Source organism: Leeuwenhoekiella marinoflava DSM 3653, assembly GCF_900129005.1.
Taxonomy (GTDB): Bacteria; Bacteroidota; Bacteroidia; order Flavobacteriales; family Flavobacteriaceae; genus Leeuwenhoekiella; species Leeuwenhoekiella marinoflava.
Map to the genome: position 1 here is coordinate 273,830 of NZ_FQUN01000007.1, position 25,598 is coordinate 299,427.

The following is a 25,598-nucleotide window of genomic DNA, read 5'->3' on the forward strand; positions in this document are numbered from 1 at the left end:
GAGGACAAATATCCAAATTTAAACAGCCCTTTGAGCGGTCGAAAATACTAAATTTAAGAGTTACTTGCTTTAAACTCTTTTAATTTTTCATTTAACTTAGGTACAACCTCAAAAGCATCGCCTATAATACCGTAATCTGCGGCTTTAAAAAACGGAGCTTCCGGATCTGTATTGATAACAACTTTTGTTTTTGAAGCGTTGATTCCTGCAAGGTGTTGTATCGCTCCAGAAATACCTATTGCGATATATAAGTTAGAAGCAACCGGTTTTCCGGTTTGCCCTACGTGTTCGCTATGTGGTCTCCATCCCATGTCAGAGACTGGTTTTGAACAGGCTGTTGCTGCGCCTAAAATATCTGCCATCTCTTCAATCATACCCCAATTTTCAGGACCTTTGAGTCCGCGACCACCACTAACTACGATTTCTGCATCTGCGATGGTGACTTTATCTTTTACTTTATCAACTGACTGAACATCAATATTGAAATGAACGTCATCTAGGCTTGGTTCAAAACTTTCTTCAGAAGCCTCTTTCTGAGCTTCTTTAAGGCCAAAACTATTTTTAGAAAGTCCAATGATTTTTACATCGGTTTTGATTTCGGTGTGATTGAATGCCTTATTGGTAAACGCAGTGCGCTTAACGGTAAACGGAGATTCGCTTTCAGGAAGGGCAACAACATTAGATGCATAACCTGCATTAAGATCTACAGCTAAGATAGGAGCAAGGTATTTTGCATTGGCACTACTGCTCAATACAATTACTTTTGATCCTTCTTTTTGAGCAGCTTGAGTTAGTGCGCTGGCATATGCATTGGCAGTAAACTTAGCAAGTTTGTCATTCTTTAAATGAACGACTTTATCTGCACCATAAGTGCCTAACGAAGACGTTTCGTCAGCATTAATTGTAAGAGCTGTTACAGTGGTGTTCATCATATCTGCAATGCCACGAGCGTAGCTTACCACTTCATAAGCCGTCTTTTTAAACTTTCCTTCTTCTGATTCTGTAAATACTAAAACTGACATATTTTATATTTTTAATTTCTGTCTAAACAGAAATAGGATTCATAAATAAAAATTTGATGCTACTTATTAAATAACTTTAGCCTCGTTATGTAGTAAGTCTATTAACTCATCTAAGTTGTCTGGTGAAACCAATTTCACTTCACCTTTAGGTGCTGGTTTTTCAAAAGAAACAGCTTTAGTTTCAGTATCTGCACCTTGAGGTTCTTTTACGTCTAATGGCTTTTTACGCGCCATCATAATACCTCTCATATTAGGAATTCTCAGATCGCTTTCTTCAACCAAACCTTTTTGACCACCTATTACTAAAGGAAGTTTAGCGGTAACAGTTTCTTTACCTCCATCTATTTCGCGGATAGCCGTTGCCGTTTCTCCTTCAACTTCAAGACTAATGCAGGTATTTACAAAACTAGCACCTATCAAATTAGCAAGCATTCCCGGTACCATACCTCCATTATAATCAATAGATTCACGGCCGGCAATAATAAGGTCGTAGTTTCCTTCCTTAGCAACAGCGCTCAATTCTTTTGCAACTTGAAAACCGTCTAAAGCTTCGGTATTGATTCGTATTGCAGAATCTGCACCTATAGCTAAGGCTTTGCGCAAAGTAGGTTCAGTTTCTGGACCACCTACATTAATAATATCTACAGTTGCGCCTTGTTTTTCCTTAAACCACATTGCGCGGGTAAGGCCAAACTCATCATTAGGATTAATTACAAACTGAACACCGTTAGTATCAAACTTGGTGTCATTATCTGTAAAATTGATTTTTGAAGTCGTATCAGGTACGTGACTGATGCATACTAATATTTTCATATATAAATTTTTACGTGTAGCTATTTCGTTTTCGTTACGAAAATAAGCATTAAATTTGGAAATTTGCTATGCGTGCATAACAAAATTTAGTTAAAACCGATTCTTTTGGGAAGATTTAATTCCTATTTTTGCTGTCCCTGCAAAATTGGTGATTTTACTCACTATGCGGGATACAAAAATCAAAAAAAATAGCTTGATTTTTAAGGTTTTTTTGAGAGATTGCGTAGCATAAGTTCGCAAAATATAGATTTTGATTAATAGTATTCTTACATCCATTTTTATTTATGAAAACAATACAATTTAGGGAAGCCATTTGTGAGGCCATGAGTGAAGAAATGCGCCGGGATGAGGCCATTTATCTTATGGGTGAAGAGGTAGCAGAATATAACGGTGCATACAAAGCATCTAAAGGTATGTTAGATGAGTTTGGTGCAGACCGTGTTATAGACACTCCGATCTCAGAACTTGGGTTTGCCGGTATCGCAATTGGTAGCGCGATGAATGGTAACCGCCCTATTGTAGAATATATGACTTTCAACTTCTCACTTGTGGGAATTGATCAAATTATAAACAACGCGGCAAAAATACGTCAGATGTCTGGGGGGCAGTTTAACTGTCCTATCGTATTCAGGGGCCCTACAGCTTCTGCTGGTCAGTTAGGTGCAACACACTCTCAGGCTTTTGAGAGCTGGTTTGCTAATACACCGGGTCTTAAGGTAATTGTACCTTCTAATCCTGCTGATGCGAAAGGTTTATTAAAGTCTGCTATACGTGATGATGATCCGGTTATTTTTATGGAAAGTGAGCAGATGTATGGTGATAAAGGTGAAGTGCCAGAAGGTGAATATCTTATTCCTATTGGAGTAGCAGATATTAAGCGCGAAGGTACAGATGTAACTATTGTTTCTTTTGGTAAGATTATAAAAGAAGCTTACACAGCTGCTGACGAATTAGAAAAAGACGGTATTTCTTGTGAGATTATAGATTTACGTACTGTAAGACCACTTGATATTGATGCTGTGATAGCGTCTGTTAAGAAAACAAACCGTTTGATTATTCTTGAAGAAGCTTGGCCTTTTGGAAACGTTTCTACAGAAATAACGTATCAGGTTCAGGAAAAAGCATTTGACTTTTTAGATGCACCTATTGTAAAAATAAACACGGCAGATACGCCAGCACCATATTCACCAGTTCTTTTGAAAGAGTGGATACCTAATAGCAATGACGTTGTTAAAGCTGTTAAAAAAGTACTTTACAGATAATCAGATACTACTATCTTTGAAGCTTCATTAACCTATGGTTAATGAAGCTTTTTTTGTTAATAAAAGTTTCTTTTTGCGACCAACAGAACTTGGCAGGTTAAAAAGTCTTAGATAGCAATACTATTTCAGGTTAATCTGAGTTCAATACATTCATCAGCTCAACTATTATATGAAGCAACTTTTTGTACCTTTTTTACTTTTTCTTTTACCCCTTTTGACTCAGGCTCAAACTAAAGCAGGAGGGTTGGTGTTTGATGAAAGCGGTAATCCTGTGCCTTTTGCAAATGTGGTTTTTGCAGGTTCTACAGAAGGAACGATTACTAATGAGGATGGAAGGTTCTATTTACAGTCAGATAATACTTATGATGGTCTTAAAGTGACTTTTGTGGGCTTTCAGGCTAAAGAAGTTAGTCTTCCGCAGAAAGTCAATTACAATCTGGAAATCACGTTACAAGAAGAGACCGAAAGCTTAAATGAAGTTGTCATATATACTGGTAAACAACCTAAAAAAAATAATCCTGCGATTGATATTTTGAGAAAAATATGGGCAAACAAGCGTTCTAATGGGTTGAGTCTGGTAGATCAGTATCAATACGATAAGTATGAGAAGGTAGAATTTGACCTGAATACAATAGACAGTGCTTTAATAAATAGTAAGATTTTCAATAAAATGGAATTCATCTTTGATCAGATGGATACTTCCCGAATCACCGGTAAAACTTACTTGCCTATATTTATAAATGAACGCAGCAGTCAGGTCTTTGGCGATAATATTTTAGGTAAGGAAAAAGAAGAACTAGAAGGAAACCGCAACAGTGGTTTCAGTACAAATCAAACTTTGATTGCGTTTATTCAGGAATTGTATAATGATTTTAACGTCTATGATAACTACCTGAAATTTTTCGATAAAAGTTTTGTGAGTCCGTTGTCTACAACAGGGATTGATACGTATAATTATGTCTTGTCAGACAGTGCTTATATAGAAAATAAATGGTGTTATAATATCATTTACTATCCAAGACGCTCTAATGAATTGACGTTTAAAGGAGATTTTTGGGTTAACGATACGACTTGGGCAATTAAAGATATCAACCTTCAGGTTAATAAAAGTGCCAATATAAATTGGGTTAAGGAGATTTACATCGAGCAAGAATTTGATGTGCTTAATGACTCTTTGTTCCTAATTACCCGTGATTATTTTCTTTCAGATTTCTCTTTACGAAAAAAAGAAGGGAGTCGTGGTGTTTACGGTAAACGTACGACCTTATACGATAATTATAAGTTTGATAAACCTTTAGATGAAAGTTTTTATGACGAGCGCGTTACACGTTATGAAGAAGACGTTTATACAAAGCCTGATGCGTTCTGGGAAGATAAACGTTTAGAGCCTTTGAGCAAAGATGAAAAAGGTGTTTATATAATGCTTGATTCACTTAAAAAAGTGCCGAAATTTCAGCGGTTTTATGATGTAGGTTCGGTTCTGGTGAGTGGGTATTATGAGTGGGACGATGCCAATCTTGATATAGGACCGGTATTTTCTGCATTCGGTTTTAATGATGTAGAAGGCTTGCGAATTCGGGGTGGTGCACGTACCTATTTTGATCAAAATGATCCTTGGCGTATAGAAGGTTTTGGTGCCTATGGTTTTAAGGATAAGAAATTTAAATTCGGTCTTTCTGGTAAGGTTTTATTAGACCACAAAGCTCGTCTAATACTCTCTGGAGGTTACCGTCAGGATGTAGAGCAAATTGCAGCGAGTTTAACTACTTCTACAGATGTACTGGGGCGTAATCTGGCCTCTTCTTCTTTAGTTACTGTTGGGAATAATGACCAGCTTACCAGTATTAAGTTAGCCAATTTTGCCATAGAAGCTGAATTTTTAAAGAATCTTGTAGTGCGTTCTGATATGTCATATCGTACACTCAAGTCTGCTTCGCCAACATTTAATTTAGATTATTATACAGATTTTACGCAAAGCGAAATCAAGTCTGAAGTTAAGCAGGCCGAGTTTGTATTGAGTGCGATCTATGAGCCGGGCAAACGTACTTCTGGTTATGGGGTAGAACGCACGGTAACTAATGAATGGTTTCCGACGATTTATTTTGGCTATACCAAAGGTGTAGAGGGACTTTTAGACAGTGATTTTGATTATGAAAAGTTACAAATGTCTTACCGCCAACCTTGGCGTATGGGAGGTTTGGGTACTTTCAGTTCTACCATAGAAGCCGGTAAAACCTTTGGTGAAGTGCCTTTAGGGCTTTTGAGCGTTGTTCCCGGTAACCAGAACTTGTTTTCTATTTACGGTACGTTTCCGCAATTAAATTATTATGAGTTCATAACAGACACATATGCGACTTTACATTTAGAGCATAATTTCGGTGGTCGTATTTTTGGTCGTATACCATTTTTGAAAAAATTAAACCTGCGAGAAATTATTGGTTTTAGAGGAGCCTGGGGTTCAATCTCAGATGAAAACCAACTCATAAATGCTACGAATATTGATTATATCGCACCTAATAACAAACCGTATTATGAGTATAGTGTGGGTATTGGTAATATTTTAAAAGTGCTTCGTATCGACTTTAATTTTAGAGGAAATTACTTAGATACTCCAGATGCACGTAAATTTGGTATTACCGGAGCCTTAGAGTTCTCATTCTAAAGTGCTAGAAGTCAGTTTTCTGAATATTTTTAAGTTGCATAAGCGAAAACGTTATAAAGTAAGCTAGTTGTTTTCTTTTCAGGGTTTTTCTTGTAGTAGCTTGACTTTTAGACTATTTTTGCCACCCTATTTAGGTTAATAAACAATCGAAAATTAAAGCCAAAATAAATATGACAGCAGATAGTATTTCAACTTTTGATGTTCTGATCGAAATACCAAAAGGAAGCCGTAATAAATATGAATATGATTTTAAGTTAAAAAAAATACGATACGATCGTATGATTTTCTCTTCTATGATGTATCCAGCAGACTATGGTTTCATTCCAGAAACTTTAGCATTAGACGGTGATCCTCTTGATGTTTTAGTTTTGGTTACAGAACCTACTTTTCCAGGTTGTGTGATGGAAGTTAAACCTATTGGAGTTTTTCATATGACTGATGAAAAAGGGCCTGACGAAAAAATTATTTGTGTTCCGGTAAGCGACCCTAATGCGAGCCGACTAGAAGATTTAAGTGATTTGAATCCGCATTTAATTAAAGAGATTGGGCATTTCTTCCAGGTTTATAAAGATCTTGAAAAGAAAAAAGTTGATGTTGGGGGTTTTGGTGATGTAGTAGAAGCTAAAGAAATCATCAAGCAATGCATAGATCGTTATACAGATAGCGACATACCAAAAGAAGAAGTAAGTATCGATTAAGTTTTCAATACATTCTTATAAAATTAAAGACTGCTAAACAGCGGTCTTTTTTATGAATTATTTTCTGTAATTTGAGAAGGAAATCATATTAATCTCAATTTCATTACATTAGTACTACTTAATTAATTCTCTTTTTATGAAATCAAATATTATTTATGTGCCAATTGCATTGGCTGTATTAGGCTTACTATTTATGTTCTTCAAGATGGTCTGGGTAAAAAAGCAAGCAGCAGGAAACGATAAAATGCAGGATATTTCTAAAAGTATCAAAGAAGGAGCTCTTGCTTTTTTAGCAGCAGAATATAGGCTGTTGCTTATTTTTGTCGTCATAGCATCTATTCTTTTATTTATCATCTCAAACGTTGTAGCTACGACAAGTTGGTTAATTGTACCTGCTTTTATAATTGGTGCATTCTTTTCAGCACTCGCAGGAAATATAGGTATGCGTATCGCTACAGATGCTAATGCACGTACTGCCGAAGCTGCAAAAACGAGTTTGCCGCAGGCTTTAAAAGTAAGTTTTGGTGGTGGTACAGTAATGGGATTGGGTGTTGCTGGTCTCGCTGTTCTAGGATTGAGCTTGATTTTTCTTTTCCTGATGGGAAGTTTTCTAACGGAAGGTGGAAATTTTTATAGCGAGATGACTGTGATTTTAGAAACGCTCGCAGGCTTCTCTCTGGGAGCAGAATCTATTGCACTTTTTGCTCGTGTAGGAGGAGGTATTTATACAAAGGCTGCAGATGTAGGTGCTGACCTTGTAGGTAAAGTAGAAGCCGGGATTCCGGAAGATGATCCGCGTAATCCGGCAACTATTGCAGATAATGTGGGTGATAACGTAGGGGATGTTGCCGGGATGGGAGCAGATCTTTTTGGTAGTTATGTGGCAACGGTTTTAGCGGCAATGGTTTTGGGTAATTACCTCATTCAAGATATGTCTCAGGGAAGTCAGTTTACTGATGTCTTTAACAATATGGGGCCTATTTTGCTTCCTATAGTGATTGCCGGTGTTGGGATTTTAGCATCTATTATAGGAACCTTTTTGGTGAGTATTAAAAATAATGATGCTAAAGAATCCCAAGTGCAACGTGCACTAGATATGGGGAATTGGGTTGCAATTATCCTGACTTTAATCGCAAGTTATTTCTTGATTGACTGGATGTTACCTGAGGTGATGTCTATGCAGTTTTTTGGTGAAGGCTATAAAGATATTCCTTCTATGAATGTATTTTGGTCTGCGTGTATTGGTCTCGCTGTTGGTGCATTGATTTCGGTAGTTACAGCGCATTATACGAGCTTAGGTAAAGGCCCTGTTTTAGATATTGTAAAAAACTCTTCAACGGGTGCCGCAACTAATATTATTGCCGGTCTTGCGGTGGGGATGAAATCAACGTTTCTTTCTGTTTTATTGTTTGCAGCAGCAATATACGGTTCGTATGAACTGGCAGGTTTTTACGGTGTGGCTCTTGCAGCTTCGGCGATGATGGCAACTACAGCAATGCAGCTGGCCATTGATGCTTTTGGTCCTATTGCAGACAATGCTGGTGGTGTTGCAGAGATGAGTGAACTTGACGATCACGTGCGGGAACGCACTGATATTTTAGATTCTGTGGGAAATACCACTGCAGCCGTTGGTAAAGGTTTTGCGATTGCTTCAGCGGCCTTAACAGCTCTGGCGCTTTTCGCCGCTTATGTGACCTTTACAGGTATTGATGGGATTAATATCTTTAAAGCCGATGTGCTTGCAGCGCTTTTTGTAGGTGGAATGATTCCGGTTGTATTTTCGGCATTGGCTATGCAGTCTGTGGGTAAAGCTGCAATGCAAATGGTGCAGGAAGTGCGCCGTCAGTTTAGAGAAATTCCGGGTATTCTAGAAGGAACCGGAAAACCGGAATATGGAAAATGTGTTGAAATTTCAACAAAGGCTGCATTACGCGAAATGATTCTTCCCGGATTAATTACCATAATAACACCAGTTCTAATGGGCTTAATTTTTGGAGCCGAACCTTTAGGGGGCTATATGGCTGGAGTTTGTGTGTCTGGTGTGATGTGGGCGATCTTTCAGAACAATGCAGGAGGAGCTTGGGATAATGCTAAAAAATCTTTTGAAGCCGGAGTAGAAATTGAGGGGAAAATGGAATATAAAGGAAGTGATGCGCATAAGGCGGCAGTTACTGGAGATACAGTGGGTGATCCGTTTAAAGATACCTCAGGACCTTCAATGAATATTCTTATAAAACTTACGTGTTTAGTAGGATTGGTCATCGCTCCGATTTTAGGAGAGCATTCCGAAGGAATGGCAGCAGATTCGCAAGAGATGCAAGTTGAGGTGAAAATTGAAAAGGAATCTGGTGAGCTTATGAGTGCCTTAATTACAGAAACAAAAACCGTAGATGGGAAGGTTCAGGTTACTGAAAAAGATTGACAGGTACAAAATCTAAAGTTGATGAAAAACTACAAACTTATAAAAGTAAATCAAACACTGATGGCGGGAAAATACTAGTGAAAGAGGTAGAAATTCAGCAAAAATAATAACGTATTCTTAAGACAACTTTACCATAAAAATCCCGATTTCTCAATCGGGATTTTCTAATTTAAGATATGCTGAAAGATGTTTTACAGAAATTGCGATTTCACCCACAAGACCCCTTGCAAATACATGGCTATCAGACCTATGGTACAGATAATCATTTGTATTTATTGGGTAGGGCTTTAGAAGATGAAGGCGTTAATTTTGATAAAACAGGAGTCGCAAATGCTTTTAAAAATGCTTATAAGCAATTCCGTAGTGATGAATTGCCTAATGCAAAATTAAAAATTCGGTTACCGGATGACCGTGTTTTTTACACAGAAACAGACTCAGATGGCTATTTTAAGGTAGACCAAGCTGTAGAAGGCTTACGCAAATTAACCAATGATCAAGGTTGGTTACAACTTGAGTTGGGCTATGATGATGAGAATCAAAAACGTCTTATTCAGAATGATAACCGTTTTTCTGGGCAAATGCTTATTCCTTCAAAAAAAGCAGAATACGGAGTTATTAGCGATATAGATGATACCATTCTAAGAACAGGGGTTACCTCACTATTAAAATGGCGGGTAATCTTTAATACGCTCTTTAAAGATGTAGGTAACAGAACACCTTTTAAAGGTGCTGCTTCTTTTTACAATAAATTGCATTTAGGTAAGTCAGGTGAAGCTTCAAACCCAATGTTCTATGTAAGTAATAGTCCGTGGAATTTATACCATTACCTTCAGGCATTTATCAAAAATAATAATTTTCCAAAAGGAGCGATATTATTACGTGATTTTAGAACGCCTTTTGATCGTACCCAAAAACCTGAAAAGCCACATAAGCAGCAAGAAATACGTAATATCTTAAGTACATATCTTGATATGCAGTTTGTGCTCATTGGGGATAGCGGCGAGCATGATGCAGATATTTATATTGAAATAGCAGAGGAGTTTCCTGAGCAAATAAAAGCTATTTACTTGCGTAGTGTTAATCACGAGAAACGAGTTTTTCGCGTACGCGGACTATTAGAACGTTTTGAGATTACTCCGGCACTATTAGTCAAAGAGAGCGCGATGGCAGAAGATCACGCTCGTGAACTGGGTTTAATACAGTAATAGTAATTCGGTAATCAAGATTGAAATATTCTTAGGCTTGTCTATGATTCATTCATTCTACCTCCCGAACTACAAAAAAGCCGTCGTTTCCTTGCGCTTGATAAAGTGGCATAAATATATATGCATCCCAAATACTTTTGATTTTCTCACCATTATGAACCGCTAAGAATTCTCCTTTTTTAATAGACTGAAAATTCTCATAACCGGGTTCCATTTTAAAAGTATCTCCGTCTTTGATTTCGTGACGGTGTTCTATCTCAAAAGTTTTTTGATCGTCTTTCATATCCTCCATATAAGCGGCTGCTTCAGGATATGTTTTTAATTCGTTTAGATCTAGATTACAAGCCTTAGATAAGGCTAGCCAGATCATCCCTTCATGATGTTTAATAGCATCAGGACTTTCGTGCTGACCACCTTCAAAAACAAAACCGGTTACACCTATGCGACTTAGATAATGATCAATACACCCGTAAACTATATCAGAAAATCCTCTAATGATATAGGGAGGAAATTGATGCGCCCAGTTGTCGTTATCATTAACATCTTGCACAGATATATAAGGCTTACTTGCAGATGAAGTGGTATGGCAATCTAAAAAATAACGCTTCTCGTACTGACTCTCCGGATATTTTTTGAGTACCTCAATGATGCAAAACATCTCTTGCTTCTCGTGCGTATCTGTGACTTTATTCTTAATGTTTTCTTTCGTCCAGATACGATTTAGATCTTCATCTATAAATCTTACGTTGTTTTCTAATGCCTCGCGATTTCCGGAAACCGCAACAAGTCTGCCGCGTATTTCGGGCTTGTTTTCGGCTAAAACAGCGAGTACTTTTTCTAAAGCTTGTAAACCGCTAGGCTCATTTCCGTGAATCCCGGCACTTATAAATAATAAGGGGCCGGTTTTGTGTGTGGTATATTCTCCCAACACGCGTTGATATGTGGTTTTTGATGTGTTCATAACTAGACTTTTTAATGCATAGAAGCCAACTCTTTATTAGAAAAGCTGTGCCCATAATACTTTTTGTATTCCACCTTACGCTCAATAGCTTCAATAACAGGATCTGTAAACTCCGGTAATCCTATTGCTTCGCAGTAATCCAAGCCACCCGGACTCAGTACATTAATTTCAATAAGTTTATCATCAACAACATCAAGACCTACAAAGAAAAAACCATCTTTGATGAGTTTTGGTGCGGTTACTTCTACGATGTGTTCCATCGCTTTGGTGAGTTTTGCGGGTTTTGCTTTTGCTCCTAGCGAAAGGTTACTTCTAAACTCTGCTTTATCACTATTTACACGGCGAATGACTGCCAGCTCCCCGTTTTCCTCAAGAATACGACCGTTTACCAAAATGATGCGCACGTCTCCTTTGCTAACTTCCGGTAGAAATTCTTGAGCAATCACATAACCCAATTCGGTTAGGCTGGTGATGATTTGGTTGAAGTTTTTCTTCTCTTCATCAATAAGATATACGTTTTGTCCGCCAGAACCTTCAAGGGGTTTTAAGACAATCTTTTTACCGCATTTTTTCCAAAATTTTAGGAGTTCATCTTTATCTCGCGTGATTAAACTTTTGGGTTTAATGGAAGATGGTAATTCTTCAAAATAAAGCTTGTCTATAAATGCGTTAGACATCGCATCAGCATCGTTAAGCACAATCACACCTTGTTCTTGCAGCATACGTCCAAACGAGATGCCGGAGTGCTCCGCCCAATGTCTGGAATCGGTTTCTTCGGTGGGATTATTTCGTAAGAAAACCACATCAATTTTAGAGGAATCTTGGAGTTTCCACTCTAATTCTTCATCCTGAACCTGTTCCCAGAATTCTTGTGATGTTTTATATTTTAAATCCTTCGGAATCAATTTAGAAGTAAGCTTGATGGGAGCTCCCTGATAAAAATTAAAGCCGCCCACATTCATCACATAAACATCGTGGCCGCGTTGATGGGCCTTTCGCATTAAAACTACAGATGTGCCTACCGGCTCGGTCGCTACATCACTTATAACAAAACATATTTTCATTTTAGATCATTTTAGATAGTGTGATACCTTCTTTAAAGGCATTTAGTTTGGTTGAAAAATCTTCGTTTTTAAAATAACGAGGGATAATTTTTGGCGGATTAAGCAATTCTCGTTGCGTTAAATCATTAATAATATCAACGTGTTTCAATGCGAATTTCCCAGCCAGTAGCGGCTTTAAATCTCCGCCTTTGCCTAAGTAATCCCGAAGTTCTACGAGACCTTTTAGGTAGATAATATCTTTTAAAAAACCACCTCCCTGAAACATTCTGGAGGTGATATTAAATGCACGTTGTTTTGTAAAACCATAATCAGTATATAAATGATGAAAAACCGATTTGAAGTCTGCGCCATTCATCAAATCTTCTCCTGCAACGACACGCCCGGCTAAAATGCGGAGCCGGTTCCCGGTAAGGCCACCTCCTAAAAATTCAGAAAGTACAGCAATACCTTCTTGCGTAGCGTCATAATCAGCAAAGCCGGCAGAAAGCTGACTCAAGGTCTGCTGACTTCCGTTAAAATGGGTGAGTGCGTGTGTGCCTATCTCGTGCTGAATTAAGGCCTGAGCTTCATCGGTGGTCATTTTATAATCTTCCGGTAAATACAATTCGCCATTAGAAACCATAATGATATTGACATCATTTCTTATGTGAACCGTACCTTCATAATGCGGAGCTTGTTCCTTAAAGAAATCAAATTCAGCTTGCGCCATTTTTTGAAACTGATGTGCATCAATTGTTTTTTCTATAATTTCCTCGTGATTTTCAGGAATGGTTTCTAGAATGAGTTTTGCTTCGGCTAAAACATTGCGTGGCACACCTTGATATAGGCGAATACTGCTATAAAAGAAATTTTTAGAACCTCGTTCTTTAAGCATCGTAAGCTCTTTGTCTAACTCTTCGCGCTTTTCATTGTATAAATGGGATAGCGAAGGATCATCAATCTCATCAATTCTTAAGTTGTACAATTCGCGTTTGAGCAAATCGGGATCTACCGGAAGCAAGCGATAATGATACGAGTCAATTTCTTCAAATTTGGTTTCAAAAAACTTTTTACGCAGCGCCTGAATATTTACCGGAGCAACTAACCATAAAAATTCATAGCGCGATTGAATCTCGGTAATCTGGCGGTCTATTTTTAAAACTTCTTTGTGAATACGTCTGCGTCCCAGTGTGTGATAACTATGAATATTTGATGTGGTTTGTACTCTAATAAACTCATAGATTGTTTTCTGAATCGCTTTAGCGAATCTGTCTCTAAACATTCTAAAATAAAGCGGATACACCTTCCCAGATTTGTTGCCATACACTGGTGGAAGCTCTAGCCCTAACAATGTTCCTCCAGCGCTTTTGACCTCGTCAAGGTCTATCAACGACTCATCACCGGGTTTCTGTCTGTCTTTAGTGTGACTTATTTTAGCATCCAATTTTACTTTGTACCTTCTGCTGTCTATTGCCGAAAGTTCTTCAGAAAGAGTTTCTAAGGAAGCCGGTAGTTTATTAGTCGGGCCTTTAATGATAAAGCTTGTGCTGTTTGGTTCACCGCGATACAATTCAACTAAAATAAACGAGCCAAATCGCTCAGCCATTTTAGCTGTAAGTTTTTTGATAAAATCTCTGAAATATTCGAAATGAGAGTCACCTATAATGAGATACGAAGCTCCTGTTCTGGCGAGACGGAGCGTAGCTTTATCATTAGGTTTTTTACGGTAAATAAGTAATGCAGGGACATCATGCTCAAGCACGAGAAAACCGCTATAAGGCAAATCGCTCATCGTGCGTTTTCCGGGTTCTAAATCGGCTAAAAGATCTATGGTTTCGTTTAATATGCTCTTCATTCTGCAATATTTGAGTAACCAAATTAGCAGAAAGAACTATCTGTGGCAAACGTTTGCGTAGTGAGAGCCTCAGGTTTAAGAGAAGTTTGGCAGGAACGCAGCTTGCTTTAACACCGCCTTAGCGAAGTTGAGTGAAATTTTCCTGAAAAGTATTTGAGATTCAGTTTAAAATAGTCCGTTTATCTCAGCATCTATTTTATTAATGATATCACCTAAATCTTCAGGGTTATCTACAAAATTAATGTTGTCTACATCAATGATTAATAAGTTTCCTTTGTTATAATCGTGAATCCAGGCTTCATAGCGTTCATTCAATCTACTTAGATAATCTATAGAGATTGAATTTTCGTATTCTCTTCCACGTTTGTGAATCTGAGCTACCAAGTTTGGAATGCTGCTGCGTAAGTAAATGAGTAAATCAGGGCCCTGTACAACACGTTCCATCAATTCAAAAAGCGAACTGTAATTATTAAAATCCCGGTTAGTCAACAAACCCATGGCATGAAGGTTAGGCGCAAAAATATGTGCATCTTCATAGATTGTACGATCTTGAATGACTTCTTTCCCGCTTTCCTGAATCTCGAGCAATTGTCTAAAACGACTGTTTAAGAAATATACCTGCAGGTTAAAAGACCAGCGTTCCATCTCGTTGTAAAAATCATCCAGATAGGGGTTGTCTACCACATCTTCAAACTGCGGCTGCCAGTTGTAATGTTTTGCAAGAAGAGTGGTGAGAGTGGTTTTTCCGGCGCCAATGTTGCCTGCAATAGCTACGTGCATGGGATTAAGATTTAGGTAGGTTTAGTTTGTAGATTGAGATTGAATCAAGACGGTAAAGATACAGGTTTCCTGCTTTCAAATAAAATTGATTGCTGTCTTGCGGAAGGTTTTTTAGCAATTGCCATTTGGGATGTTTGTCAAGCTGTATAAAAAGCTTATCGGCCTGCATACTGAACAACTTCTCATCAAATAAAAAGAGGTTAGAAATAGCTTCGTTTTTTTGCTTGCTAAGCAAACTCCCATATTGATTGTAGTGGTATAAATAGGCTTCGGTTAAAACCCAGCAGGTATTAAAGTCGCTCGCCATCGCAAGAGCGATTTCAGGCTGTGGTGTAAAATTACTGTCTACTTTATTGTTTTGATAATCAAAAAGCTCCAGATGTTGTAAATCGGTGTTGAAGATCCAAAGTCGGCTGTCGCTTGCTGTGCGGGCGTGGCTTACATTTCTAAAGGATTGAGATTCGTTAAAGTTGATTCGTGTAATTTCATTTAAGGTATTGTCAAGAATAAGCACAGTATTGGTTTCAGCATAAAAAACCGTGATGCGTAACGGGTTTAAAAGATCTACAGAACTTATTTGTCCCAATCTTAAATCGCTAAACTGAATAGTTTTCTCCTTGCTCTTTTTATAAAGTGCGCGATCTTTTAGGTAATAGAAATTTCCGTAAGAATCCACCCCAATAAATTGATCAGCTTTGAGATGGCTAATGGTATCTAATGGAGTTGTGGTTACGGCAGTTGTATCCTGAGCGTTTATCACTGGTGAAACTAAAAGCATTAAAAAAAGAAGAAACCGCATAATGGAAAAATACGAAAAAGAAGTTTTGCGGTTCGACTAAATAGATAATCTTAACGTGTCAATTTATATCCTGAACCTCTTACATTAATGATTTGTATACTTTCACCTTTTGCGAGTTTTTTACGTAGTTTTGAGATGAAAACATTAATACTATCATTAAAGAAAGGATGGATAAAACGGAATTTTTTTAAGATTTTAATGGAGATATAGAAATTTTAAAAATCAACAAGCAAGGCAAGCTTTGGAATTCAATAGGTCAGTTTATAGCCGTAGCCTCTCACATTAATGATTTGTATGCTTTCATCTTTTGCCAGTTTTTTACGCAGTTTAGAAATAAACACATCCATGCTTCGTGCAGCAAAAAAATCATCAGAATTCCAAAGTTTGTTGAGGATTAGGCTGCGGTCTAAAACCTGATTTTTGTTTTTTATAAGATGAAATAATAAATGCGCTTCCCGGTGAGTAAGCAAAACGAGTTCGTCATCTTCAAACTGCAAAGTTTGTTTAGGGAAGTTAAACAGATAACCTCCAACTGTAATAATATCTGAACTTTTCTGCAGCTGTTTGCGCTGCACTAGATTGTGAATGCGGACGATAAGCTCTTCCATACTAAAGGGCTTTTTGAGATAGTCGTTGCCACCTATGCTAAAGCCTTCAACAACATCATTGGTTTGGGACTTTGCCGTGAGAAAAATAATAGGGATGCTATCATCTTCTTGACGGATTTCTTTAACAAGGGTAAAACCATCTTTTTTCGGCATCATTACATCAAGTACCAGAGCTTCGTAATTTTTTTCTTGAAATAATCTTAAAGCTCTTTCTCCGTCATCAACCAGATCAACTATAAAATCTCGGGTTTCTAGACTTTCTTTTACAATCTGTCCCAGAGCAGCTTCATCTTCGGCTAAAAGTATGTATGTTTTTTCAGGCATTGGGGAGTTGTATTTTAAAAGTGGTTTGATTTGCTACAGAAACGCTGATGCTTCCACCGTGTTTTTCAATGATCTTTTTGGTGTAATACAAGCCGATACCAAAGCCTTTTACGTCGTGTGTATTGCCTTTGGGTACTCGATAAAACTTTTCAAAAATCTGTTTGATTTCGGTCTTGTTTAAGGTGTTGTCAGAGTCTGTAAAGCTGATCGTGTAGCTTTCATTAGCTGAATTTAAAGAAACTTCAATTGCATCGCCGCCATATTTTACCGCATTGTCGAGCAAATTATTAAAGGCGTTATCCAGATGAAAAGCATCTCCCATAATCCAGTTGTTTTCCCTAAAACTAGTAAACTTGATACTTTTTTGAGGTGCCAGCGTTTGATGTTTTTGAACCAAATTCTTTAAAATTTCATTCAGATTAATCTCTTCTTTGTTTAGAGAAAGCTCGTTACTATCTAGGGTTGCGGTTTCCAGTAATTTTTCAACCATAATCGTGAGTTTATCCAGTTGGGCGGTTGAGGTATTCACATAGTTGCCGGTTTTAACGGGATCATTTTCGGTATTAAAATTTTTGATTCCTTCCAGCGCAACGCTGATAGTCGCAATAGGTGTTTTAAACTCGTGGGTGATGTTGCTGATAAGGTCGTTTTTAACTTCGGCAAGTTGTTTTTGTCGATTGATGATTTTAAGTAGAAATAGAAGGCAGACGATGACGGCACTTATTAAAATTGTCGAGAGGATAATACCGCCTATAATTCTTTTAAAAAGAGTGGCTTTAATGTTTGTAAAATATAAATTTAGCGAACTGTCTTTAGGCAAAAAACTACTTGTAGAATAGGTGCGCTGTCCAGACCGATTTTTTATATCTTGATTTACTATTTGTTTTAAACCTTTAGAATTTATAAACTCTAAAGATTTAGCAATATTGATATCTCTTCTTTGTAATTCAGCATCGAGAAGACTATCCATTTTTTCAAGTTGAAGCGTGTCTTCGGTAATCGAAATGACAACTTTTGACGTAAAAACAGACCACGGATTTTTACTAACGCTATCCTTAATCTGTAAATGTCTTGCTGTTTTGAGTAAGGTATCTAAAGTGCTCTTTTTGTTGAATTCATCAAATGAATCTTTTAGTTCAACAAAGCTGTCTATGGCTTTTCCTCTTAAAACTTTTATGCCTTTTATGTTTTGTGGGTTTATACTGTCTATTCCTTTAAATTCTTGACTACTGATATCAATTTTTTTTATAAGACTGTCTATTTGTACGGAAAGTGCATTTTTAGGTGTGGAAATTTGATCTGAAAAAAAGTCAATTGTATTTTTTTGAGCTAAAATAGTATAGTAGTTGTCTACAGCATTATCCAGACTGGCTTGTAATTCATCAATAAGTCTGAAGCGTTCTGTTTCATAATTTTTTATGTTCCAATAAAACTGAATGGAGAGTGTAACGAGTATTACAACGCTGATAAAGTAGATTAAGACAAGATAACTTCTGTTTTTCATACTTCAAATGTAAATTCAAATTTCCAGAACAGATTCTCCGGTTAACACACGTTAACACTGGTTAACGCTTTTGTTTTAAAGGCTTGTGCATCTTTGTTTCAGAATCAATCACAAATCAAACCGTTATGAAAATCAAAATGCTATCTATTCTTGTATTTCTTCTCGTTTTTACGGGAGCATTAATCGCCCAGGACTTTCAAGGTGTGGCAACCTACAAAAGCAGACGTCAGGTAGACCTAAAAATGGAAGGTAAAAATATGACCGATGCGATGCAGAAACAGCTTACAGAACAACTCAAAAAGCAATTTGAAAAAACCTATACACTCAGCTTCACTCGTAATGAATCGCTTTATAAAGAGAATGAAAAGCTGGCAACACCAGATGTAGCTTCTTCAGGAGGATTTCAGATCAAGGTGAGTCAGAGTCAGGATATTTTGTATAAAAATACTTCCGAAAAACGCTATGAGCGACAGGAAGATGTTTTGGGTAAACTATTTTTAGTTCAGGATTCTTTACAAATGCCACAATGGAAATTGGAAAAGGAGACTAAATCTATTGGAGATTACACCTGTTTTAAAGCTACCCGTAGCGAAGAAGTTACCAACCAAACTTTTGAATCAGACTCTATGAAAACGGTTGACACTACGTATTCTAAAACGGTAACCGTGTGGTATACGCCTCAAATCCCGGTAAGTCATGGACCTGCGATGAATTGGGGTTTGCCGGGTTTAATTCTTGAAGTGCAAGATGGGAAACAAAGTATTTTGTGCAGTCAGATTGTAATCAACACTGATGAGAAAATAGATATCGAAGCTCCGGAAGGAGGCAAAATAGTAGACGAAGCCAGTATAAAGGTCATTCAAGAAGAGAAAATGAAAGAATGGATCGAACGCAACAGCAGCAACCGTGGAGACGGCAATAGTTTTACGATTAAAACAGGTGGGTGATTTTCAATTTGAATGTTAAACCTTTATGAAAAACAGAAGTCAAACAGCGATAAACCTTTTGACTTATGAACATTCAATCTTTATTTCTGGTTCTTGCGCTGGTTCTAACAACTGCAGAGCTTCAGGCACAACAATTTGATGGAGGTATTGCTACCTATCAATCTAAAACTTCATTTGATTTTGAGAATTTTGGCAGTCGCGAAATGAGCGAGCAAATGAAAAAACAGTTTGCAGAGCGCATGAAAAGTCGGCTCGAAAAAACATTTACCCTCTCTTTTACTAAAGACGAATCTATTTACGAAGAAGAAGAAAAACTAGAAACTCCGGGAACCGGTGGTGGAATGCGTTTTATGGGAGGTGGTTTTTCGCAAGGCGGAATCTACAAGAACATCGCTGATGATGTATATGCCCGTGAAAATGATCTGATGGGAAAGAGTTTTTTAGTAAAAGACACGCTGTCTAAATTAGACTGGAAGCTAGAGAAAGAAAGTAAAATGATTGGTCAGTATGCGGCTTTTAAAGCTATTGCAATTCGTAAAAGAGATGTAAATCCTTTTGAAGCAATGCGTCGCGGTAGAGAAGAAGATACTACAGCAGTTGACATGCCTAAAGAAGAAGTGATCACGGCCTGGTATACCCCACAGATTCCCGTGAGTCAGGGGCCAGATGAATACTGGGGACTTCCCGGCCTAATCTTAGAAGTGAGTGCCGGTCGTACCGTGATTTTGTGCAATAAGATCGTGATTAACCCAAAAGAAGGTCTGGATATAGAAACTCCTAAAAAAGGTAACAAAGTCTCTCGTGCAGAATATGAAGAGATTGTAGCCGAAAAAACTAAAGAAATGGCAAAGCGTTTTGGTAATGGTAGACGCAGAGGCCCGGGGCAGTAGAGGTTGATTTTCTCTTTATTTCTTCAACGAACAACGAACAAGCTTTAACCAAATATGAAATATTTTCTAGCCCTATTTTTATTAGTCAGCCTAACAGCGAAAGCGCAAAACGTGCGAATAAGCGGTACAGTAAAAGACAGTATAGGCACGCCCTTAGAACTTGCCAATATCATAGCAACCCATACAGATACCGGTGAAATGGAGTCGTATGCGATATCTAACACGCAGGGGCGATACCAATTTAATTTGCCCTCTGGTGCAGCTTATTCTTTAGTAGCCAGTTTTTTAGGTCTTGCGCCTACTACAAAAGATATTAAGATCGAAAAAGGTGCTGAAGATATCACGCTAGATTTTGTAATGATGCCGGCGGCAGATCAGCTTGATGATGTAGAGATTATTTATGAAATGCCGGTGGTTGTAAGAGGTGACACTATTGTATATAACACTGATAGTTTTACAAACGGCACCGAACAAAAACTGGGCGATGTGCTTAAGAAACTTCCGGGAGTGACAGTGAATGATGACGGAGAAATTCAGTTAGAAGGGCAGACGGTTTCTAAAGTGATGATTGAAGGGAAAGATTTTTTTGACGGGGATTCTAAACTGGCAACAAAGAATATTCCGGCAAATGCATTGAAGAAAGTTGAGGTTTTAAAAAATTACAACGAGGTCGATCAGATGCGCGGCTTGGGTAATGATCAAGATAATGTGGCCATCAATCTAAAGTTAAAAGAAGGAAAGAAGAATTTTTGGTTTGGTGAGTTGCAAGGCGGTATAGGTGATGGCGAGCAAACCCGGTATCTGGGCAGTGCAAAACTGTTCTACTACAGTCCTAAAGGAAGCATTAATATCATTGGAAACACTAATAATATGGGAGATGTTCCATTTACGTTCCAGGATTACTTCAACTTTACAGGAGGTTTTAGAAACTTCAATTCAAGAGGGGGAACTTCGTTTAATATTTCAGATAGTGGACTCGGATTTTTGGTTTCTCAAAACAACAGGGCTAACGAAATTAAAACCAATTTTGGTGCGGCTAACTTCAGTTATGAAGCTTCAGATGCGTGGGATTTAAGTGGGTTTTTATTGTTCAGTGATAATTCAACAGACTTTATTCAACGGTCTTTGCGTAATTATATTTCTACAGAAGCAACCGAGGTCAATACACAAAATAGCAATCAGAGTAATCAGTTGGCTATGGCAAAATTCAGTTCTGTTTATAAGCCTAATGAGAAGCTGCAGCTGGATTATGATGTTTTGGCGAAAAAATCGCAGCAGTCTGAAATGACAGATGCGCTTTCAGTTTTTACGGATGCAAGCGGAGTTACTAACAACCCGATAACTGAAAATAAAAATAATGATCCATTCAGTCTAAATCAGAATTTGAACGCGTATTATACCCTGAACGAAAAGAATATTTTTGCGGGTTATGTGCAGCATTTATATCAAAAAGAAAATCCGTTTTACGAGGCGATAGTAACCCAGCAGCCGTTTGCACAAATTCTTCCGCTAGATACAGATCAGAGCAACTTTGATATCAATCAGGATAAAATGGTTGAGACTAATAAAATAGACAGCAAGATTGATTATTACTACGTGATCAATGATAAGAGTAATCTCAATTTAACGCTGGGAACCACACAAAGTCGTCAGGATTTTAATTCGTCTATATATCAAATCTTAGATAGTGGCAGCCAGAATAATTTCACCGATGCCAGCTTAAATAATGATGTAGCTTACCGTTTTAGCGATTTGTTTTTAGGAGCACATTACAAGTTTAAGACCGGTATTTTTACATTCACTCCGGGAGTGACGCTGCATAATTATAATGTTTCTTCAGAGCAATTGGGAACAAAAACCAGTCAGGAAGAATGGAAGGTGTTACCCGATTTGTATGCGATCGCGCAGTTTAAGCAAAGCGAAAGTTTGCGCTTAAACTACCAGATGACGGCAGATTATACAGATGTGAACAATTTTGCTGAAGGTTATGTTTTTAATGATTATAACCGAATGTTTAGAGGAAATCGGGATATTGAAAATGCGATTTTTCATACCGCGAGTTTAAATTATTTCAACTTCAATATGTTCAATTTTACAAACCTGAATGGCGGCGTGAGTTACACAAAGCGTATTGACGCGATAAAGAGCAGTACAGCGATAGATCAGATCAATCAGGCTTCATCGCCTATTAATAGCAATTTTATAGATGAGGTATTGAGTGCTAACGGACGTTTTCAAAAAACCTTTAGAAAATGGAAGGCTAATTTGAGCGCTAATATTTCGTATAGCGAATTGAACAATATCGTAAATGCACAGCCCACGCTCTCGCAGAATTTCACCCAGAGTTATCAGGGAAGTGTGGAAACCAATTTTAAGAATGCACCCAACTTTGAAGTGGGGTATAACCGAAGCATCAACAACTATCAAAACGGTAACAGCGACCGCATTTTTTACACCGACAGACCTTTTGCTAATATGGATGTAAAATTCTTAAACGGCTTTACCTTCACAGCAGATTGGAGTTATTACAACTACTATGATAAGGATAATACCGTACAAAATGAATACGCGTTTATTGAAGCGACTTTGCGTTATCAAAAACCAGATAGCAAATGGGAATTTAGAGTAGACGGGAGCAATTTACTCAACGTAGATTCATTGAACAATGATAGTTTTAATGAAACCTTTAGCACTACTACGGAGTATTTTGTGATGCCGCGTATTGTGATGGCTTCTATTAAATACAATTTATAGTCCCAATTAATTAGTCTTACGTAGATGTGAAAACAGGAAAACTCGTGATGAGTTTTCCAGTTTTTTACCGAAAAAATTAAACCGAAGGGGAGTCAGTTGCTATGATTTTTCGCTCTTCAGGATAGGATTCAGTATCCCAGGCTTGTTTTTTATAGGTTTTAGTGAAGGTGTTTTTCACGCGGTCTGCCATTAAAAAGTAGCAGATTACTACAGCAGATCTGAGCGTTAGCTTCGTTATGTCAAAATAAATATTCTGTCTGTCTGCAACTGTATAATCTTCTGGAGCTATCTGTAAAATAATAGCATTGTCGATAATCTGAAAAGCACAAACTACAGCATACATAAAGACAATCATTCGGGGAGCAGAAGAGCGTCTTTTATAAAAAAGTATGATAACAAATATTGAAAATATCAGAAACGAGGCATTAAAGATAGTTTCAAAAATGGCGAGGACAGCTAATTTGAGATTTGTAGAAAAAAGAAATTTCCAAGAATAATCGGTTATATAAAAATCGGGATTTTTTGCAAACTGAACCAAAAGAATTATAGGCGTTAAGGTAATACCAATGGCAAATAAAATAAGCCAGCCGCCAATACTTTGATGGTGATCTGGTTTAACGGTTACAACAGGATCTATTTTAGAATAGAGCAGCCAGCATAAAATAGAAATTCCTAAAATTGAAAAAAACATAATCCCATTAGTTAGAAAGTGACTTTCAGAATCATTTTCACTCAGCATAGCGCCTCCATTTTTAGTATAGGATAGTTGATAAGTGATACCCTCCTGAACCTTTGTATGATCTGCGAGATAAGTGCTTACATCTGCGGGTTCTATAAAATCAGTAAGGTGCTCGTATTCATTAATAATATCAAGCGTGGCATTTTTATAATTTATAGATTGACTGAACTTAAAATTGGGATTTTCAATCTTAGTTTGATCGTTTTCAATTGTCCAGGCTTCCGGAAAAAACACTTTGATGTGGTGCTTATACTTGACTTCAGAATCGATATAGAAAGGCATTGTACGATTTGTGCTTGCCGTAGGATATAGATAGGTTTCTAAAGACATAGGTCTAAATTCTGCAACTATATAGCTTTTGTTATTGGTAGGTGTAGTCCATAAACTATCGATTAAATAAGACTCTTTTACAATAAAAACATTTGTATCCCGCTCATCAACTGTTTCAATAGAACCTTCCATTTTAATAGAAGGATACAGCGAGCTGTAAAAATCAGTATAGCTTTGATTCATATTTTCAATGGTGCTCGATGCAAAAACAGAACGTTGATTGTCTGCAGCACTTCCTTTATATTTGGTGACTACTTTTAGCGAGGCAGCTCCGCCAATCTCAAAAATCTCAAAAGTTTCTTTTGAATCAATTTCTGGTTTCTTAGGTTTTGAGAATTTTATTAAATTTTTTGTTCTGGTATTTAAAGTAAGTCCGTATTCATAGTTTGGGTAATAAATATCTGGAAATTTACCACCCTGATCGCTGATTGTAGGATCTATAAAAATGGTTTTATTCGTATCTAATTGAACCTGCACGATGCAATGATCAAATGCAAATGGGGAGGGAGAACGATCTTTTATAGAGCTCCCATAATACGAATTCACTAAAATGGGTTGTGCATTGATCCCCTGTGTTTTTAATAATTCTGAAAGTAAAAAAGATTTGTCTTTACAATCTCCAAACCGGCGTTCGTATACCGTTTTGGGACTGCTGGGTTTGTGCGAATTTAAACCGTCTTCAAAACCCAGGTATCTAATTTCATCCTGTACTAAGTTTATTAATTTAGTAGCTGCTTCTTCCTTAGATAAGCCTTTTGTTAGCGGTTCAATTTCGCTTGTTAGCCACTCTTTTTCAGAATTTGAAACCTTATAATATTTGCTGTATTGCGTAGCAACTTCATTCCAGTTTTTAAATTGAGAAAGCTCTACCATTGGCGACGGATCGTACCATCCTGGCGCATTAGACTCATAAAGCATTGCAGGAATTGATTTTGCCTCCCAAGAGTATGTTGTGTTGCCAGATTGTTTTATAGTTTTTGGCTCAGGTGCATCATTAAATAATTTAAAATTGATGTTTTGATCCTGCGGAAATGTAACTGCATACCGATACCATTCAATAGGAATTGAATATTGAAGGCTAAACCGGTTACTAAACTTACCCTCGTGAACCGGATTGTAACCAATGATGGAAAACGAATAATCAATTACATCTCCTTCCCGTATATCATAAAGCGAATTAATAGCTGAAACCTGCCCGTTATAAAGGTGTCTTTCAAGATCCTGCTCTCGTTGAATGATTTTAAAGTCTGAAATTTCTAATCGGTCCAGAGGTCTGCCATCCCGGTAAACTGTTAGTTCATGAACTACCGCTTTTTGATAAGCAGGATCAAACGAAATATCAATTTCACTCATTTCCTGAACACCTTGACTGTTGAGTATTTTGTAAGCGTAACGGGTATAAGTAGTTTGCAGGGAAAGATTGTCTTCTTTGTTAAAAACTAGATAGTAAAATCCGTTGGATTTATCTGGATATTCAGCTTTTTGATTCAGGTTCTGTCTAGAAACCCAGGAAGGAATAGGTTCTTTAGTGATTTTTTGTGCGACAGTTTGAGAAAAGAAGAAGAGAATAAAAAGTACCGAATAATAATTCTGGAGCATACTTATAGATGTAGGTTATCTTTTCAAAATCATTGTTGTCCGGTAAAAATCTAAAATAAGGAATAATCCTTTGTGACTGCCCTTTTTTGTTGAGTTACCTGGGTCATTTCAAAATAGAACCTCCCTATGGAGAGGCAAACAAGCTTAGTTGTCCAATGTCCTTTGTGGTGACTTCCTCCCATTTGGCCCCTGGGTTCTTCAAGAATTTGAATAGGTCAATATAGGTCATCAAATGATACCGTATTACGGACATCATATTGGAATAAGCCCAGTTTCTTTTTGCCTTACGTTGCACCACCAGCATCAAAAGTTGAACGATCAAACTTACCCATATCTGGATCTCAATGGCATTTTGGTTGTCCCCGAGAAAATACTTTAGCG

The 25,598-nt window shown here is 37.4% G+C and carries 19 protein-coding genes and 1 pseudogene; 8 read left to right on the forward strand and 12 right to left on the reverse strand.

Going from position 1 to position 25,598, the window contains the following annotated elements; genetic code table 11:
* Positions 1 to 53: 53 nt before the first annotated feature.
* Together BUB91_RS07300 and BUB91_RS07305 are read right to left on the reverse strand one after the other, a co-directional pair.
* Positions 54 to 1,022, reverse strand: coding sequence for an electron transfer flavoprotein subunit alpha/FixB family protein (locus tag BUB91_RS07300; RefSeq protein ID WP_073098572.1), 969 nt, complete (start codon positions 1,020 to 1,022; stop codon positions 54 to 56).
* Positions 1,023 to 1,088: 66 nt separating this feature from the next.
* Positions 1,089 to 1,835 carry an electron transfer flavoprotein subunit beta/FixA family protein gene (locus tag BUB91_RS07305; RefSeq protein WP_073098573.1) on the reverse strand — a complete coding sequence of 249 codons (747 nt, stop codon included), beginning with the start codon at positions 1,833 to 1,835 and terminating at the stop codon, positions 1,089 to 1,091.
* Positions 1,836 to 2,119: 284 nt separating this feature from the next.
* On the opposite strand from BUB91_RS07305, the gene BUB91_RS07315 reads away from it, so the two are divergent.
* The 5 genes from BUB91_RS07315 (at position 2,120) to BUB91_RS07335 (ending at position 10,084) form a co-directional block, all read left to right on the forward strand.
* Complete coding sequence (locus BUB91_RS07315) at positions 2,120 to 3,097, forward strand: pyruvate dehydrogenase complex E1 component subunit beta (RefSeq protein ID WP_073098575.1); 978 nt, start codon at positions 2,120 to 2,122, stop codon at positions 3,095 to 3,097.
* Between the two features lie 169 nt (positions 3,098 to 3,266).
* Complete coding sequence (locus BUB91_RS07320) at positions 3,267 to 5,759, forward strand: DUF5686 and carboxypeptidase-like regulatory domain-containing protein (RefSeq protein ID WP_073098576.1); 2,493 nt, start codon at positions 3,267 to 3,269, stop codon at positions 5,757 to 5,759.
* Between the two features lie 170 nt (positions 5,760 to 5,929).
* The gene (locus BUB91_RS07325; protein WP_073098577.1) at positions 5,930 to 6,457 is read left to right on the forward strand and encodes an inorganic diphosphatase; all 528 of its coding nucleotides are present in this window, start codon (positions 5,930 to 5,932) and stop codon (positions 6,455 to 6,457) included.
* Between the two features lie 136 nt (positions 6,458 to 6,593).
* A complete protein-coding gene (locus BUB91_RS07330; protein WP_241652582.1) occupies positions 6,594 to 8,879 on the forward strand; it encodes a sodium-translocating pyrophosphatase in 2,286 nt (761 codons plus the stop codon).
* Between the two features lie 176 nt (positions 8,880 to 9,055).
* Complete coding sequence (locus BUB91_RS07335; RefSeq protein ID WP_073098578.1) at positions 9,056 to 10,084, forward strand: App1 family protein; 1,029 nt, start codon at positions 9,056 to 9,058, stop codon at positions 10,082 to 10,084.
* Positions 10,085 to 10,136: 52 nt separating this feature from the next.
* Here BUB91_RS07335 and BUB91_RS07340 read toward each other — a convergent pair whose 3' ends face one another.
* The 8 genes from BUB91_RS07340 to BUB91_RS07375 form a co-directional block, all read right to left on the reverse strand.
* Entirely contained in the window at positions 10,137 to 11,045 is a 909-nt protein-coding gene (locus tag BUB91_RS07340; protein ID WP_073098579.1) for a M14 family metallopeptidase, read from the reverse strand.
* An 11-nt stretch (positions 11,046 to 11,056) separates the two neighbouring features.
* Positions 11,057 to 12,109, reverse strand: coding sequence for an ATP-grasp domain-containing protein (locus BUB91_RS07345; RefSeq protein WP_073098580.1), 1,053 nt, complete (start codon positions 12,107 to 12,109; stop codon positions 11,057 to 11,059).
* A gap of 1 nt (position 12,110) precedes the next feature.
* Positions 12,111 to 13,943 (reverse strand): peptidase MATCAP family protein, encoded by a 1,833-nt coding sequence (locus BUB91_RS07350; RefSeq protein ID WP_241652583.1) that lies wholly within the window; start codon positions 13,941 to 13,943, stop codon positions 12,111 to 12,113.
* 165 nt (positions 13,944 to 14,108) lie between these two features.
* A complete protein-coding gene (locus BUB91_RS07355) occupies positions 14,109 to 14,723 on the reverse strand; it encodes a deoxynucleoside kinase (RefSeq protein ID WP_073098581.1) in 615 nt (204 codons plus the stop codon).
* Between the two features lie 4 nt (positions 14,724 to 14,727).
* Positions 14,728 to 15,522 (reverse strand): hypothetical protein, encoded by a 795-nt coding sequence (locus tag BUB91_RS07360; RefSeq protein ID WP_073098582.1) that lies wholly within the window; start codon positions 15,520 to 15,522, stop codon positions 14,728 to 14,730.
* A 50-nt stretch (positions 15,523 to 15,572) separates the two neighbouring features.
* The gene (locus BUB91_RS20635) at positions 15,573 to 15,728 is read right to left on the reverse strand and encodes a helix-turn-helix domain-containing protein (protein WP_083557873.1); all 156 of its coding nucleotides are present in this window, start codon (positions 15,726 to 15,728) and stop codon (positions 15,573 to 15,575) included.
* 42 nt (positions 15,729 to 15,770) lie between these two features.
* Positions 15,771 to 16,454: a response regulator transcription factor gene (locus BUB91_RS07370; RefSeq protein WP_073098583.1), complete on the reverse strand. Its 684-nt coding sequence runs from the start codon at positions 16,452 to 16,454 to the stop codon at positions 15,771 to 15,773.
* The gene (locus tag BUB91_RS07375; RefSeq protein ID WP_073098584.1) at positions 16,447 to 17,958 is read right to left on the reverse strand and encodes a sensor histidine kinase; all 1,512 of its coding nucleotides are present in this window, start codon (positions 17,956 to 17,958) and stop codon (positions 16,447 to 16,449) included. Before BUB91_RS07375 ends, BUB91_RS07370 begins: the two co-directional genes overlap by 8 nt.
* 125 nt (positions 17,959 to 18,083) lie before the next feature.
* Between BUB91_RS07375 and BUB91_RS07380 the strand changes: the two genes are divergently transcribed.
* The 3 genes from BUB91_RS07380 to BUB91_RS07390 all read left to right on the forward strand — a co-directional run bounded on the left by BUB91_RS07380 (position 18,084) and on the right by BUB91_RS07390 (position 22,549).
* Positions 18,084 to 18,905, forward strand: a complete 822-nt coding sequence (locus tag BUB91_RS07380) for a GLPGLI family protein (RefSeq protein WP_073098585.1) — start codon at positions 18,084 to 18,086, stop codon at positions 18,903 to 18,905.
* Positions 18,906 to 18,970: 65 nt separating this feature from the next.
* Positions 18,971 to 19,795 (forward strand): GLPGLI family protein, encoded by an 825-nt coding sequence (locus BUB91_RS07385; protein ID WP_073098586.1) that lies wholly within the window; start codon positions 18,971 to 18,973, stop codon positions 19,793 to 19,795.
* A gap of 54 nt (positions 19,796 to 19,849) precedes the next feature.
* Complete coding sequence (locus BUB91_RS07390) at positions 19,850 to 22,549, forward strand: carboxypeptidase-like regulatory domain-containing protein (RefSeq protein WP_073098587.1); 2,700 nt, start codon at positions 19,850 to 19,852, stop codon at positions 22,547 to 22,549.
* A 76-nt stretch (positions 22,550 to 22,625) separates the two neighbouring features.
* On the opposite strand, the gene BUB91_RS07395 is transcribed toward BUB91_RS07390, so the two are convergent.
* Complete coding sequence (locus BUB91_RS07395; protein ID WP_073098588.1) at positions 22,626 to 25,217, reverse strand: DUF3857 domain-containing protein; 2,592 nt, start codon at positions 25,215 to 25,217, stop codon at positions 22,626 to 22,628.
* A gap of 124 nt (positions 25,218 to 25,341) precedes the next feature.
* A pseudogene (locus BUB91_RS21135) lies at positions 25,342 to 25,598 on the reverse strand (IS4 family transposase); the annotation flags it as partial.

Coding starts and splice junctions, on each gene's coding strand:
- BUB91_RS07300 (WP_073098572.1), bottom strand. CDS start 1,022: ATGTCAGTTTTAGTATTTACAGAATCAGAAGAAGGAAAGTTTAAAAAG.
- BUB91_RS07305 (WP_073098573.1), bottom strand. CDS start 1,835: ATGAAAATATTAGTATGCATCAGTCACGTACCTGATACGACTTCAAAA.
- BUB91_RS07315 (WP_073098575.1), top strand. CDS start 2,120: ATGAAAACAATACAATTTAGGGAAGCCATTTGTGAGGCCATGAGTGAA.
- BUB91_RS07320 (WP_073098576.1), top strand. CDS start 3,267: ATGAAGCAACTTTTTGTACCTTTTTTACTTTTTCTTTTACCCCTTTTG.
- BUB91_RS07325 (WP_073098577.1), top strand. CDS start 5,930: ATGACAGCAGATAGTATTTCAACTTTTGATGTTCTGATCGAAATACCA.
- BUB91_RS07330 (WP_241652582.1), top strand. CDS start 6,594: ATGAAATCAAATATTATTTATGTGCCAATTGCATTGGCTGTATTAGGC.
- BUB91_RS07335 (WP_073098578.1), top strand. CDS start 9,056: ATGCTGAAAGATGTTTTACAGAAATTGCGATTTCACCCACAAGACCCC.
- BUB91_RS07340 (WP_073098579.1), bottom strand. CDS start 11,045: ATGAACACATCAAAAACCACATATCAACGCGTGTTGGGAGAATATACC.
- BUB91_RS07345 (WP_073098580.1), bottom strand. CDS start 12,109: ATGAAAATATGTTTTGTTATAAGTGATGTAGCGACCGAGCCGGTAGGC.
- BUB91_RS07350 (WP_241652583.1), bottom strand. CDS start 13,943: ATGAAGAGCATATTAAACGAAACCATAGATCTTTTAGCCGATTTAGAA.
- BUB91_RS07355 (WP_073098581.1), bottom strand. CDS start 14,723: ATGCACGTAGCTATTGCAGGCAACATTGGCGCCGGAAAAACCACTCTC.
- BUB91_RS07360 (WP_073098582.1), bottom strand. CDS start 15,522: ATGCGGTTTCTTCTTTTTTTAATGCTTTTAGTTTCACCAGTGATAAAC.
- BUB91_RS07370 (WP_073098583.1), bottom strand. CDS start 16,454: ATGCCTGAAAAAACATACATACTTTTAGCCGAAGATGAAGCTGCTCTG.
- BUB91_RS07375 (WP_073098584.1), bottom strand. CDS start 17,958: ATGAAAAACAGAAGTTATCTTGTCTTAATCTACTTTATCAGCGTTGTA.
- BUB91_RS07380 (WP_073098585.1), top strand. CDS start 18,084: ATGAAAATCAAAATGCTATCTATTCTTGTATTTCTTCTCGTTTTTACG.
- BUB91_RS07385 (WP_073098586.1), top strand. CDS start 18,971: ATGAACATTCAATCTTTATTTCTGGTTCTTGCGCTGGTTCTAACAACT.
- BUB91_RS07390 (WP_073098587.1), top strand. CDS start 19,850: ATGAAATATTTTCTAGCCCTATTTTTATTAGTCAGCCTAACAGCGAAA.
- BUB91_RS07395 (WP_073098588.1), bottom strand. CDS start 25,217: ATGCTCCAGAATTATTATTCGGTACTTTTTATTCTCTTCTTCTTTTCT.